Raw genomic sequence first — 12,212 nt, 5'->3', positions numbered from 1 at the left:
GCCCGGCCATCTCAGGGTCCCGCCGTGATCGCCGACCGGGCACTTGCGGTCGAGGCCAGCGTCTCCTTGATCACCTGGTGCGCGACGAACAGCGAGTAGCCGGCGTCGGTGATCTGCAGGTCGTGGTAGGACAGCGTCTGCGCGCTCAGGGCCACCGAGGCGCGGATCGGGTTCAGGGCCTGGTCGAACGCCTCCTCGGTCACCGACAGGCCGGTCAGGCGTACCGGGACGACCCGGGTCGGACCCCAGGCGAGCACGGTCAGCGGGGCCTCCGGCGGCAGGATCTCGATGGTGCCCGCGAGCAACAGCGCTGAGGACGCCACGACCTGGGCCGTGCTCGGGTACAGGAGCATCTCGAGCGCGGCGAGCTGCGGGGCGATGCCGACGGTGGCGGCCACCGGGTCGCCGCTCTCGAGCTGGTCGGCGGCGTCCACCTCCACCGTCATCGAGATCGACTCCACCGGGGCGCCCGGACTGCGCATCGCGTCCCCCGGCGCGGCCGCCGCGGCGGCCGGCGCTGACCGCGGGGACAGGGAACGGGTCACGCGGTCCGGGTTGAACTGGAAGGTCACGACACGCGGGACCGGATCGGTGCTCGCCACCGAGATGATCGCCCCGCGCAGGGTACGCGGGCTCCCGGGGAAGCTGCCCATGCGCGACAGAGTGGGAGCGACCCGTCATCGCGGTATCACCGGCGCGTCACCGGGTGCGCCGGGCGAGCGCGCGAGTCCTCGACGATCCGGGCTGGCTGGTCGGGCGGAAAGGGGTAGCCCGCGACACGGACCGCGGGAGAACGGAAGTGGGGGCGCGTGACGGTGGGCATGGGACAGGGCCGGCATCACGCGAGCGGCGGCCTACGTGGGTCTGCAAGTCAAGTCGGCTCTATCAGGACCTAGGGTGACTGTGCGCACCTGGCCCGACCGGCTCTAGCCCGCTAGACCGCTTGAAGGCCGTCCCCCACCAAGCCGATAACCCCCAGGACCGTCACGCCGCAGAGCAGCGCGCCGGCCGCCGACACCGGGGCATGAACCGCGGTCCTGCAGGCGCGTACCTGAAGGAGAAGGGGACGAACTCAGTCGACGGGGAAGCCGCGTCGCAGGTTCGGGTTCTCGTGCCCCGCCGGCGCCGGTCTTGGGAACTTCGGTGCTGGATCGTGCTCGGGGCCGAGAACCCGGGCTGCCACGTGGGTCGCGGCTTCCCACACCCGAGGTGCGGTGGGCTAATCGCGCCATCCCGAGGCCAGCTCCACGAGTAGCTCGGAAAAGGCTGCCGCGGAGGCCCGGTCGAGGCTGGCGAAGCCGCCCGGCCCGCGGACCCGGTTCTTCTCGGCGGCCCGGTACATCTGACCGGCCTCGGCTTCCCGTTGTGCTCGCCGTTGTAGATCGCGGCGGGTCGGCATCGCGTTCTCCCCTCGCGCAGACGTCTTCTCCGTCGTGCCGCGGGGGAGCGCGGGCCCGGCCAGCGTGGCACACAGGGCCGCCCGACCTTCCGTGGCCGTGACGTCGTGCATCGTTGTAGCCGCCGACTCCGACATGAGGAGCAAGCGGCGGACCTAATGGATCAGCGCTCGTGTCGGCACGACATCCCACCAGCCCTGCAGACCCCTCACCCACCGAGCCGGGGCACGATCTAGACCTAGATCTTCACGATCTGCGGAACACAGTGCTCACCGGCTCGGCGGCTCAGGCACCAGACTGGACCACCAACCCGGTGCACTCCCATTAGCGGAACTCGACCGGCTCGTGTGGAAGACCGCCACGTAAGCCCTGGTTGCCTTGCCGCAAGTCGGCTTGTTCAGCACTCACGACAGAGCCGTCGGAGGCCGTACTTGACCGCCAGGGCCGCGACGATCGTCGGGATCGGGTCCCCGCCGACATGCACCAGGAGCTCGCTCAGGATCACGACGTCGGTAGCGTGCTCGGCCGGCTCGCCATCGTAGAGGCGTTGGACTCGCGGGTCCGGGCATAGTCGCGTTCGGAGGTCGTCGAGCCGGGATGTGAACCACTTCTCGCCTTGACGGCGGAACCTCTCCTCGTCCTGGGCGGCAAATCCTCGGCCCGCTCCGAGGAGCGCGGCTCCTAGCTGGGCCTGCAGCTCCTCCTCGTCGAGTAGGAGCAGCTCTGAGATGTCGTTGTCGTTCATCTCATACCTCTCGGAAACGGGACTCAACGAGGCGGGCGAACACCAGCCGCAGGACGAAGACCGTGGTGGGGTCCGCTCCGCGCGCGGTGAGGCCTTGTCCGAGGACACGCACGACGGCGGCGAACGACAGGGTGATGTTCGGGTCCGTGATCAGGCGGGTCTGCCGGTCGGAGATGCCGAGGCGGCCCAGGCCATCTTCGAGCGAGCCGGATCGGACGAGGTCCGCCTCGCGTCGCACGTCGAGCCCGACGCTGGCGACGTGATCGAGCAACCGGTCGACGTTGTCAAGAGGCGCCGACACGATCTTGTCCGTCTCGAAGAAGCGGTTGATGGTCGCAAGCGAGTGCGGCTCAGTGAGGACGTCGGGAGCCTCGTACATCGTCTTCCACCACGAGGGCTCAACAAAGGCGTTGCGGTCCGCGGCTCGATCGGCCACGACGCGGACCCGAGCGACGAGGTGCCCGAGAGCAGCCCGATTCCACGACGACGTCCGCTCGAGCACGCGTCGCGCGCGATCGTGCGGCCGCGGGTGTGTCGCTGCCTGCCGGACGAACGCCGTCGACTCGAAGTACTCCACTGCCATGATCGCGACGAGGGCACCTAGGGACTCCTCGGCGCCGAACGACCCACGTCGCGTGAGCAGCTCAAGAGCGCGCTCGTCAGCGGACTCTTCGGTCACCAGGTCGTCGAGACACGGCTGGAGTTCGGCAGAGGTGGAGAAGCCGCGAGTCACAGCACTGTGCCCGAGGAGATGGTGCGCGCACTCGTGAGCGACCACGAACGTCATCGCGTGGCCGTTGATGTTGTCCGCCACTCGCTGGAGGGGGCGCGGCAAGGTGCGGAAGAGCGAGGCGGAGTTGCCATAGACGCGCTGATGGAACAGCCGCCACCGCAGGAGGGCGACGTCTACGGCCCTTGAGTACTCGTCCTCGCGATGGCTAGTCGTCGCGGCCATCGCCAGTGCCCGGTCGTCCAACAGCCCAAGCGGCCCCGGTCGCACCCCGGAGCTCAGGGCGAACTGCTTGCTGAAGAGATCGACGAGGCCCATCAGTCCCTCGGAGAAGAGGATCAGACCCGAGCCGTCGTCGAAGGGCGTGCAACTGGCGACGACGGTGTCCTCATCTGTGACTCGGACGAGGAGGCGACGCGGATCGCGTACCTCGGACGAGCGATCTCGCTTGGCCAGGACGCGCTCCTCAAGGGTGTAGGAGAGAACCTTCTCGCCGACGTCTCCCTCCCGCTCAATGTTCTCCAGGTTGGTGGTGGCCCACTGCTTCAGGCGGGTGTGGTCCGCGTCCGCAGCCTCTACACGCTGCCGGGCACGTTCTAGCCGGTTGATTGCGAGGAGCCTCGCGCGGTCCTCGGCCTGAGAACCGGCTGCACCACTTTCATCGCGCTTCCACGATCGGCCGCTCCATAATCCGAGCCGCTCGTACCAGGTGAAGTCGTTGCTCACTCTTGCCTTCATCTCGTGGGTCAACTTAGGACGCAAGTAGGTCGAGGACCTGCCCGAGGACGAGGACGAGCAGAGCCGTCCAGCGGATAGGCTTCTCGTCGGGCTCGTGCTCCAGCAGCCAAGCTGTCGGCCGAATGACCGTGATCTCGAGCAGGCCTGCGCCGATGTCGAGACCACGAGCGAGCAGCCAGGCGACGACGAACGTCGCGGCCAGCGTTACGAGGTAGACAGCGAGGCCCGCGGCGAACTGGAGGAGCACGACGAGCAGTAGTGGGATGATCACTACGGACGCGGCAACGCCCAGGGTGGTCCGTACGCCTCGGCGCCCCCGCCCAAGGGTCCACGCCAGTACGCCGAGAGCGACCGCGACGCCGATGGAGGCCCAGCCGAGCGAGTCGGAAACGGCAGCGTCAGTCGCCGCCACGAAGGGCTGAACGTAGGGGTCGGTGACCGTCTGCACTCCGACCCCGACCAGCAGGAGGAGGATGAGCAGGCCCGCCTCGGCCCACGAGCTGTTCGCAGCTCGCTTCACCAGGCGATGTAGAGGGCGGGTCCGCAAGGGCTCGCCCCAGTGGCGCAGCCGGTCCGCACCGAGAAGATCGATGACTACGACCAGGCCAGCGAGGATCGTCACGCCCTTGGCCAGGCGTCCCCACCAGACGAACGACACGCTCCACAAGCTGAAGCCGTCGAGCTTCTGGCCGCCCAACCACAGCTGGATCGCTTCCGCGATTCCTACGTCGCGCACCGACGATCCCCCTCGGCAGGCGCCGGATGCGCCGTCCTGACCAGAGATCGCGATACCGTCCGTCAACGTTCCGATGCAGGGCCTCTCTCACCCATTCGGCCGTGGCTCGAGCCGTGATGGAGCGCCGTCGGACTCAGGGAACGATGGCCAGTGCGCTTCTCCTGGCCGGTGTTCGCACCGCTCATCGGCACGTGCAGCGGCCAAGCGCAATCTTCGGGGCGGCGACGAGGCGGCTGGCCGCAGTCGTGAAGCGGTCACGACGCCGCCTACGAGTAGCAGCTGCGGCTGATTGTGCCGGCCGACCCCTGCGGTGTCGTGACACGCGTCGTGACACGAAACGGGGCGTAGCGATGTTGCTCAGGAGCACGGTGTGCCGCTGATCGAGAACGTTGTGGCTGGTAGAGGCCCTGGTGAAGGCGGTCGTCCATCTTGCAAGGCGGGGGTTGAGGGGTCGAGTCCCTTCGTCTCCACCCACTGTCGGAGTCGCTGACCAGGTCAAGCACCGTACAACCATCGAGCTCAAGAGGTGCCCCGTCACCTGCGGCAGCGGCTTGCCGCTCGAGAGGCCACGCGGGCCCTGGCTCCACTCGCTGTCGCCGAGGTCGTTTCGGGCGCGAGTCTCGCGGTGCGACCAGAAGGTCGGGTATTACCAAGGCTTGATGCCGGGCGCACTCGGACGCCCGGCGCGCTCTTGTGCGAGTTGGTTACGTGGGGGACGTCGAGATCGGGGCAGCTCGCTGCCCGCGGCTGGTTGGGCGAGACGACGAGCTGGCCCGGCTCCGCGCGGCGGTTGACGAGGCCCGGTACGGCCGTGGGTCCGCGGTGGCCGTCATCGGTCCTCCGGGGATCGGCAAGTCGCGCCTGATCGGCGAGCTCAGCGGACTCGGGGCGGAGGTCCTCGTTGGTCGAGCGGTGCCCGGCGCGTGGACGGCACACCGTCCGCTGATCGAAGTCCTCGCGACGGGCCTCCGGGGGCTGCCGTGGCCGAACCGGGTGACCCTCGATCCATACCGGGCGGTGCTCGATCGCCTGCTGACGGCTCACGTGTCTTCCGGGGAGAGCGACGATCGAGTCTGGGTCATCGCCGAGACGCTGCTGCGGGTGCTGCGCGCGATCCGCGGCGACGATCCCCAAGTGGTGGTGCTGGAGGATCTGCACTGGTCCGATCCGGACACGCTCGACGTCGTCGAGTACGTGGCCGACAACCTCGCCCGGGAGCGATGCCTGCTGGTGCTGACGGCCCGCGAGGAGCCGGGCCCTGTCCTCGTCGTGCTCGACCGGCTTGCCCGCCGGGCAGCGGTGCACACGGTTCGTCTCGGCGCGCTGTCGGAGCGCTCGGTGCTCGAGATGGCCGCCGCCTGCCTCGGCGGACGACCCGGCAACGCCGTCCGCGATCTGCTGCACCGCGCGCACGGCACACCGCTGATGATCGAGGAGCTGCTTGCGAGCACCGACGCCGGCGTCGACGTTCCGCGCACGGTGGTCGAGCTGACAATGGCCCGCGTGCGGCGACTCTCGGTGGCCGCGCGCCGGTGCGTGTTCGCTGCGGCGGTGCTCGGGGAGGGAGCGGATCCGGCGCTTCTGCGCGGAATGCTCGGGCTGCCGATCGAGGAGGTCGGCGACGCGGTCCGAGAGGCGGCGGCAGCGGACCTGGTCGAGGTCGCCGACGCGGACACGGTGGCGTTCCGGCACTCGCTGACCCGTGACGCCGTCCTGGCTTCGATGCTGCCCGGTGAGCGGGCTGGGTGGGCGACCCGGGCCCTGGTCGTGCTCGACGACATCGACGCAGACTGGCGACAGTTCGGGGGCCTGGCTGCCGATCTCGCCGAAGTGGCCGGTGACCCGCACCGGGCCGCAGCGTTGCTCGTCCGGGCGGGACGCCACGACGCCAGCCGGGGAGCGCTCGCCACCGCGGAGGCGGCGCTGCGGCGGGCCGGGGCGCTGGCCGAGGGCGACGCGCGACGGCCGCCGACGCGGACGAAGCTCTCGCCGATGTCCTGACGCTGGCCGGGAGACCGGCCGCCACAGCCGAGATCGCCGGACGGCTTGTCGCGCGCCTGGAGCAGGTCGGGGTCGGGCCCGACCGATTGGCCAGAGCTCGGTTGTGTCCGGCTCGTGCCTGGATCGCGGCCGGCGACTGGTCGGCTGCCCAAGCCTCGGTGGACGCCGCGCGGCTCCCGGTCGGTACCGACTCCGCCGTGTCGGCGGAGGTCGACGTGGTCGAGGCCCAGGTCGCGCTGGGCGCGGGCCACATCGCGCTGGCGGCATCGCGGGCTCGTCGAGCGATCGCCGCCACCGAGACCGCCGGGCCCTTCACCGTGCTGTGCGAGTCCCTCGAGGTCCTCGGACGGGTCACACGGCTCCATGACATGCGGGCCGCCGAGGACCTGTTCGAGCGCGCGCACCACGTTGCCCGACTCCACGACCTGCCGGTGTGGCAGATGCGTGCCCTGCACGAGCTCTCCACCATCGACACGCTCTCCTCGCTGCGCTTGGACCGGCTCGACGCGGCGGGCCGGCTGGCCGAACGCATCGGCGCCGTGGCCACCGCGAACGTGGTGGCTCTGCACCGAGCGGGCGTGCTGCACATGCTGGGTCGGTGCGACGAAGCGGTCGACCAGGCCGCCGGGTGCGCGGCCACCGCGCGGCGGGTGGGGCTGGCAACACTGCCGATCGCGATGTTGTTCGAGGCTGGCGCACGCAGCTCCCGCGGCGAGCGTTCGTCTGCCGCAGCGCTCGAGGCCGAGGCGGTCGCCGCGAGCCCGGACCCACTCGGTGAGGTGATCGCCTGCGGTCATCGGGCCGTGCGCTGCCTGCTGGCCGAGGACCGGGCGCGGGCCATCGTTCACCTGCAGCGCGGTCGCGACTTGATCGGGGACGATCCGACGCTCGCCTCGCCGCCCACGCTGGGGCTCGCGGCCGTGGTGCTCGCCCTGGTGGTCGGCGACCCAGTCGAGCACGTCGGCGTGGACGGCCTGACTCGGTGGAACGCCGGCATGCTCGGATTCGCCGACGCGATCGCGGTCGGCCGCCGTGGGGCAGGAGGCAGCGCCGCGGACGCAGTGTTCGCCGACGCGGACGCGCTGCTCTTCGGGCCGCCCGACATCCCGCTCTTCCGCCGGCTCGCCCGCCGGCTTGTCGCGGAGGCTGCGGTCGCCGATGGGTGGGGCGATCCCGCGGCCTGGCTCACCGCGGAGGCGGGCTGGTTCGCCGATGCCGGCCACGACCGGGTCGCCGCGGCGTGCCGCGGACTGCTCGCGCGCAACGGCGAGCGACTGCCCCGGCGCACGCCGGGTCCGACGGTCCCCGACCGACTCCAGAGCGCCGGGGTCACAGGACGGGAGATGGAGGTCCTTCTGCTCGTTGGCGAAGGGCTGCCGAACGGCGAGATCGCCGACCGGCTCTACCTATCCGCACGCACGGTGGAGAAGCACGTCGAGCGGCTGCTCGCCAAGACCGGTGCCCGCAGCCGGCTCGAGCTCGTCGCTCGCAGCGCCCGCGCGGACTGGTGAGTCCCGCGCTACCTACGTGCAGACCCTCTCGTCCGCCACGGTATCTCGCTCCACCCTCGACGCCACACCATCGATGGGGGGACCAGACCATGACACGCGCATCGACCTTCTACGCCACCGACGCCCGAGACCCCGACGACCACTGGTTCACGGGCGCCCTGGCCACCATCCGCGCGGCCGGGAAGGGGACCGGCGGCGCGATGTCGATTGTGGAGTTCCTCCACCCGGCGGACTACGCGACCCCGCCGCACGTCCACCACAGCGCGGACGAGGCGTTCTACGTCCTGCAGGGCGCCCTGACCGGCTTCTGCGGGGACTCCGCATACCGCGCCGGGGTCGGCGACTTCGTGTGGCTGCCCCGCGGCGTGCCGCATGGCTACCGCGCCGACGGGACCGAGCTTCTCCGGACCCTGGCCATCACTCTGCCCTCCGGCTTCGACGAGTTCGTCACCGCGCTGAGCGAGCCCGCCCGCGAGCATGCTCTGCCCGCCGCAGCGTTCCTGCCCGACCCCGACGATTTCCTGGCGATCGCGACCGCTCACGACATGACGATCCTCGGCCCACCCGGAGCCGGGCAGGACGGTAGGTAGGAGACAGCCGGGCGACGCGTTCGAGGTCACCGGTGGGCGGGGAGATCGCTCCGCGACCTTCACCCAGCGCCTCGACTGTCGTGGGTCGCGCGCCCGGGCTGCAGAGGTGGTCGACCAAACGGGCACGCAGGTCAGGGAGCGCGTCCGACGCCGCCGCCATCCACGGGCGTCCCCGAGCCAGCCGGGCTCGAGTGTCCAAGACAAGACCGACGGACAGGTGTGCTCCGCGACAGCCTGCGCCCACTTGCTCGGGAACGGGGCCAGGCTGGTGATCGCGGCTGATCTCGGCGCGAGGCGGTTATTCGCCCTCTCGGACGTCAACGGCAGAGCCAGTACGTGACGTACTCACGAGTGCCGAGGAACGCGTCGGCGAGCGGCCTGGTCGCGGCCGCTGCTGCTCACCTTGTGGCGCGCACGGCGTCCTCGCTCGCGGGCCGCGGCTCGGTCGTTCTATCGGAGGGTGGTGAGTGCGGCGTACACCAGGACATTGGACAGGTAGGAGTTGGCAGCTCGGTCCAGGTCACCGCCGCAGGTGATTAGCCGCAGTTCGGCGCCGGGGGTGTCGCTGTAGACCGCCGAGGTCGGAAAGTCGTCCTTGTTCACCGTGTCCGTGCGATACACCCGGAAGGTCGCGGTGCGCCCGTCGAGGCGGGTCACGTCGACCTCGTCGCCGGGGCGCAGTTCGGCGAGCCGGGCGAACACGCCCGGTCGTCCGGCGCCGTTGACGTGGCCGAGGACCACCGCGGGTCCGGGGTCGCCCGGGGTGGGGCCGTTGATGTAGACCCCGGCCTGCTCGGGTCGGGAGACCGGGGGGACCTCCACGGTCTTGTCCGGGTTGAGCCCGAGCGGCACGAGCGTCGACGAGGCGGCGATCTTCGCGATCGACACTCGCGGGAGAGGACCCGAGAGGGACGATCCGACGGGGTCGGTCGGCGAGGGCGACGAGTCCACGACCAGAGGCGGGACCGACGAGGTGGCCGCGGGCTGGCTGCACGCGGTGAGCGTGAGCATCGCGGCCGCTGCGATCGCGGTCAGCCAACGCGAGATCGGTGGCATCAGGAGGAGCCGGTGTCGGCCGAGCCCTCGGGGACCACGCGGACCTGGGTGCCGCTGGTGGTCGCGACCGACCCGTCGTCCCGGGTGGAGGAGCGGCCACCGGCCCCGAGCTGGCCGAAGTGGTCCTCGCACGCGATCCCGTCGCGGTCCGCGTCGAGCCCGTCGGGGTCCGCGCTGTTCCGCTGGAGATGGGCCTGGGCGGCGGCCTGGCTCGGGAAGTCCGGGCAGTCGAGGTCGGCGCCACCGGAGGTCCCGCCGGCCGACGCCGAGGATCCGGCACCGGTGCCGCCCGTGCCGACGAGCCCGCTGCCTGTTCCGCCGCCGGACGTGCTGGGGACGGGCGTCGGCTGGGGCACAGTGTGGATCGGGGCGCTCGGTCGGGGCGACCCGGTCGCAGAGCCGCTCGGGGCGTAGGGGTAGGTGTCGCAGGCCATGCCGTCGTGGTCGGCGTCGAGGTTGTTGACGTTGTTGGTGGCCGATCCCCCGTTGGCGGTGAAGTACGCCTGCGCCCCGGCCTGCGAGGTGAAGTCGTCGCAGTTCTTGTCCGCGGCCGCCGCGACGCCGGCACACGGACTTCGAAACCACAACCTCCCCGGTCGCGGCCCGATGGTCGCTAAGGCGGCCCAGCCCAATGGGTGGGCGCCGCGCAGCAGATCGCCGCACTCGAAGAACTCTGTACCGCGCACGGTGTGCTCGACCTGATACCACTCGGCTGAAGTAATCGCGGTCGCCACAACGGCGACACTTGAACCCGCTGGCAGCGCGCGTCGGTCCCAATTACTCACGGCGAGAAGCCGGACACTCTCTGCCAACGCAGGTTCCGGCCGTCTGCACTGTATAGCTGACAGCACTTTAATCTCCCTTCACTTGAGAGCACACTTCGTAGTAGTCTTGGCACGCGGTTGGATGAGGTAGGCGAGGACATGAGGTGCAGGACTCGAGCGGATTCGAAACGCGCCACGTCACTAAGCATCCGGCTTCAAGCGAGCTAGCTCTCCACTGGCTGGACGCCATAAATCTGGTGCGAGGCGCCGAGCAAGTCACGTGGAGGATAGATGACCTTGCAAACTGGCCAGCTAATGTTCGTGTATGAACCCAGCCGGTTCTCGAACGTAATAAGAGTGTCCGGCGCGTACGCATACGACGACCAAGAGAAGGGGATCAATGGAACCACCACTTTGACGGCGAAGAATGACACAGATGACTGGGCTTCCGTCATCGTTCAGGTCATAACTGGCGAGGACGCGGGTATGATCATTTTCAACACAGAAAGGATTCACAAACGATCAGCAGTTACCGAGTCGCGCGACACGACTGGACACTTTACGGGTGAGGAGATGCGCGTCTTCCGATGGGCTCCTGGCTTTGCAGGCGTGGCGGGAAGCGGTGGGGGAGAAGCTCGCTTTGTCATGCCCGATACCGGGGACGTGACGCTACAAATAACCGTTGTACCCCCGCGTTGACGCTCCGGCGTCGGATGTAGGACGCCCTCGCGACAAAAGGCGATTTGACTCGGGGTAGGTGTCTAAGGGCGGTTCACCAACCATGGCCACCTCCTGCCAGTGGGGCTCCTCGTGACCCCATGGCGGTACACTCGGCAGACCGTACGAGCGCGCCGGTGAGCACCGGATATGGCAGATCAGCGGGCGAGTTGGAGGAGATCGACAGCGATCTGGACGCCGGCGTTGTCCCGCTGTCCTTCAACGGAGAAAGAGCGGACACCGGTGGGTAGGCCCCACCAGTCCTGGTTGGCGGGGGCTTCGCCGAGGGCGTCGCCGTGGCGATCAAGTGCGACGACGCGGATGGTGGCGTTGCCCCACCGGGCCATTTTGCGAACGAAGGCTTCGGCGACGATGCCGCTGGAGTCGGCTTTCTCTGCGTTCTTCAGGCCGCGGAAGAATCGTCCGGCGGGGTCGGGCTGGGTGCAGGCCTGGTCGGCGTAGTAGGTGATGAGGACGCTCTGCATGGCGGTCTCCCTCAGGCGAGTAGGAGCGCGCGGCGGCGCCGCGCGACGAATTGGTCGTTCGGCGTGCCGCCGTTGACGTAGGCGAGAAACACGTCCCATGGGAAGCCGGCGCCTGGGTCGGTGTGGGTGCCGTCGTGCTTGCCGTTGGTCCAGTCGACATGCCCGCAGATGCCGGCGTGGTCGGCGCCGACCTGGGCGGCGGTGAGCTTCGTGCGGGGAATCCCCCAGCGGTCGCACCACCCGCGGACCGCCGCCGCGCCCAGGCGCAGCATCGCGTCGTGGCGTAGCCACTCGTCGCGGCTGAACGAGGCGCGCCCGATGAAACAGAGGTTCAGCGAGCGGCGGTTACCCGAGCGCATCGCCCACGAGTAGCGCTCGTCGGGGACATAGTGCTTTGCGGAGTCGTCGTCTACGATCTTGTGATAGCTGACGTCCTGGCCGTCCATCCAGCGGCTCAGATTCTCTGCGGCCTGGTCCCGGCCTTCGTCGCCGGCTGGGTTGGGACCCTCGTTGGTATGGATGCCGATCAGGAATGGCTTGGTACCGTTGCGGCTGCCGGACTTGGCGGTCATGGTGACGACCTCTCGAGGTAGGGCAGAAGGCCCGGTGGCAGCGAACCGCGGCGGGCGCGCTGGTGGCGCGCGCACGGAGCGAGGAGGTCATCGACCGGGCACGGCGTTCAGTTGGAGTCGCCGGGCCCGTCGGGCGAGCCGGGCATTGGGCCGCAGTCGGTGTTCTGGTG

At 69.6% G+C, this 12,212-nt stretch carries 13 protein-coding genes; 4 read left to right on the top strand and 9 right to left on the bottom strand.

The genetic code is table 11. The features are described from left to right. Window positions 1-11: 11 nt before the first annotated feature. The 5 genes from WCD58_RS15460 to WCD58_RS15440 all read right to left on the bottom strand — a co-directional run bounded on the left by WCD58_RS15460 (window position 12) and on the right by WCD58_RS15440 (window position 4,412). Entirely contained in the window at window positions 12-653 is a 642-nt protein-coding gene (locus tag WCD58_RS15460) for a hypothetical protein (protein WP_337703950.1), read from the bottom strand. 566 nt (window positions 654-1,219) lie between these two features. Then, window positions 1,220-1,399, bottom strand: a complete 180-nt coding sequence (locus WCD58_RS15455; protein WP_337703949.1) for a hypothetical protein — start codon at window positions 1,397-1,399, stop codon at window positions 1,220-1,222. A 395-nt stretch (window positions 1,400-1,794) separates the two neighbouring features. Continuing rightward, on the bottom strand, window positions 1,795-2,142 hold the full coding sequence (locus WCD58_RS15450) for a hypothetical protein (protein ID WP_337703948.1): 348 nt from the start codon (window positions 2,140-2,142) through the stop codon (window positions 1,795-1,797). A 1-nt stretch (window position 2,143) separates the two neighbouring features. Further along, a complete protein-coding gene (locus WCD58_RS15445; RefSeq protein ID WP_337703947.1) occupies window positions 2,144-3,598 on the bottom strand; it encodes a phage exclusion protein Lit family protein in 1,455 nt (484 codons plus the stop codon). A gap of 25 nt (window positions 3,599-3,623) precedes the next feature. Beyond that, entirely contained in the window at window positions 3,624-4,412 is a 789-nt protein-coding gene (locus WCD58_RS15440) for a hypothetical protein (protein WP_337703946.1), read from the bottom strand. Between the two features lie 642 nt (window positions 4,413-5,054). On the opposite strand from WCD58_RS15440, the gene WCD58_RS15435 reads away from it, so the two are divergent. The 3 genes from WCD58_RS15435 (at window position 5,055) to WCD58_RS15425 (ending at window position 8,448) form a co-directional block, all read left to right on the top strand. Continuing rightward, complete coding sequence (locus tag WCD58_RS15435) at window positions 5,055-6,347, top strand: ATP-binding protein (RefSeq protein WP_337703945.1); 1,293 nt, start codon at window positions 5,055-5,057, stop codon at window positions 6,345-6,347. 197 nt (window positions 6,348-6,544) lie between these two features. Then, window positions 6,545-7,858, top strand: coding sequence for a helix-turn-helix transcriptional regulator (locus WCD58_RS15430; protein ID WP_337703944.1), 1,314 nt, complete (start codon window positions 6,545-6,547; stop codon window positions 7,856-7,858). An 89-nt stretch (window positions 7,859-7,947) separates the two neighbouring features. Beyond that, window positions 7,948-8,448 (top strand): cupin domain-containing protein, encoded by a 501-nt coding sequence (locus tag WCD58_RS15425; RefSeq protein WP_337703943.1) that lies wholly within the window; start codon window positions 7,948-7,950, stop codon window positions 8,446-8,448. Window positions 8,449-8,898: 450 nt separating this feature from the next. On the opposite strand, the gene WCD58_RS15420 is transcribed toward WCD58_RS15425, so the two are convergent. Both WCD58_RS15420 and WCD58_RS15415 read right to left on the bottom strand, forming a co-directional pair. Then, window positions 8,899-9,504, bottom strand: a complete 606-nt coding sequence (locus WCD58_RS15420) for a class F sortase (RefSeq protein ID WP_507237431.1) — start codon at window positions 9,502-9,504, stop codon at window positions 8,899-8,901. Further along, complete coding sequence (locus WCD58_RS15415; protein WP_337703941.1) at window positions 9,504-10,190, bottom strand: excalibur calcium-binding domain-containing protein; 687 nt, start codon at window positions 10,188-10,190, stop codon at window positions 9,504-9,506. Before WCD58_RS15415 ends, WCD58_RS15420 begins: the two co-directional genes overlap by 1 nt. Before the next feature lie 435 nt (window positions 10,191-10,625). Here WCD58_RS15415 and WCD58_RS15410 point away from each other — a divergent pair, with 435 nt between their 5' ends. Further along, a complete protein-coding gene (locus WCD58_RS15410) occupies window positions 10,626-10,967 on the top strand; it encodes a hypothetical protein (RefSeq protein WP_337703940.1) in 342 nt (113 codons plus the stop codon). Between the two features lie 176 nt (window positions 10,968-11,143). Here the strand turns inward: WCD58_RS15410 and WCD58_RS15405 are convergent, their stop codons facing one another. Together WCD58_RS15405 and WCD58_RS15400 are read right to left on the bottom strand one after the other, a co-directional pair. Beyond that, the gene (locus WCD58_RS15405; RefSeq protein ID WP_337703939.1) at window positions 11,144-11,470 is read right to left on the bottom strand and encodes a hypothetical protein; all 327 of its coding nucleotides are present in this window, start codon (window positions 11,468-11,470) and stop codon (window positions 11,144-11,146) included. Between the two features lie 11 nt (window positions 11,471-11,481). Further along, a complete protein-coding gene (locus WCD58_RS15400) occupies window positions 11,482-12,042 on the bottom strand; it encodes an N-acetylmuramoyl-L-alanine amidase (protein ID WP_337703938.1) in 561 nt (186 codons plus the stop codon). Window positions 12,043-12,212 lie beyond the last annotated feature (170 nt).

Source organism: Actinomycetospora flava, assembly GCF_037400335.1.
GTDB lineage: Bacteria > Actinomycetota > Actinomycetes > Mycobacteriales > Pseudonocardiaceae > Actinomycetospora > Actinomycetospora flava.
The sequence above is the reverse complement of the archived record's forward strand: the minus strand, read 5'-3'. Positions and strand labels throughout refer to the sequence as shown.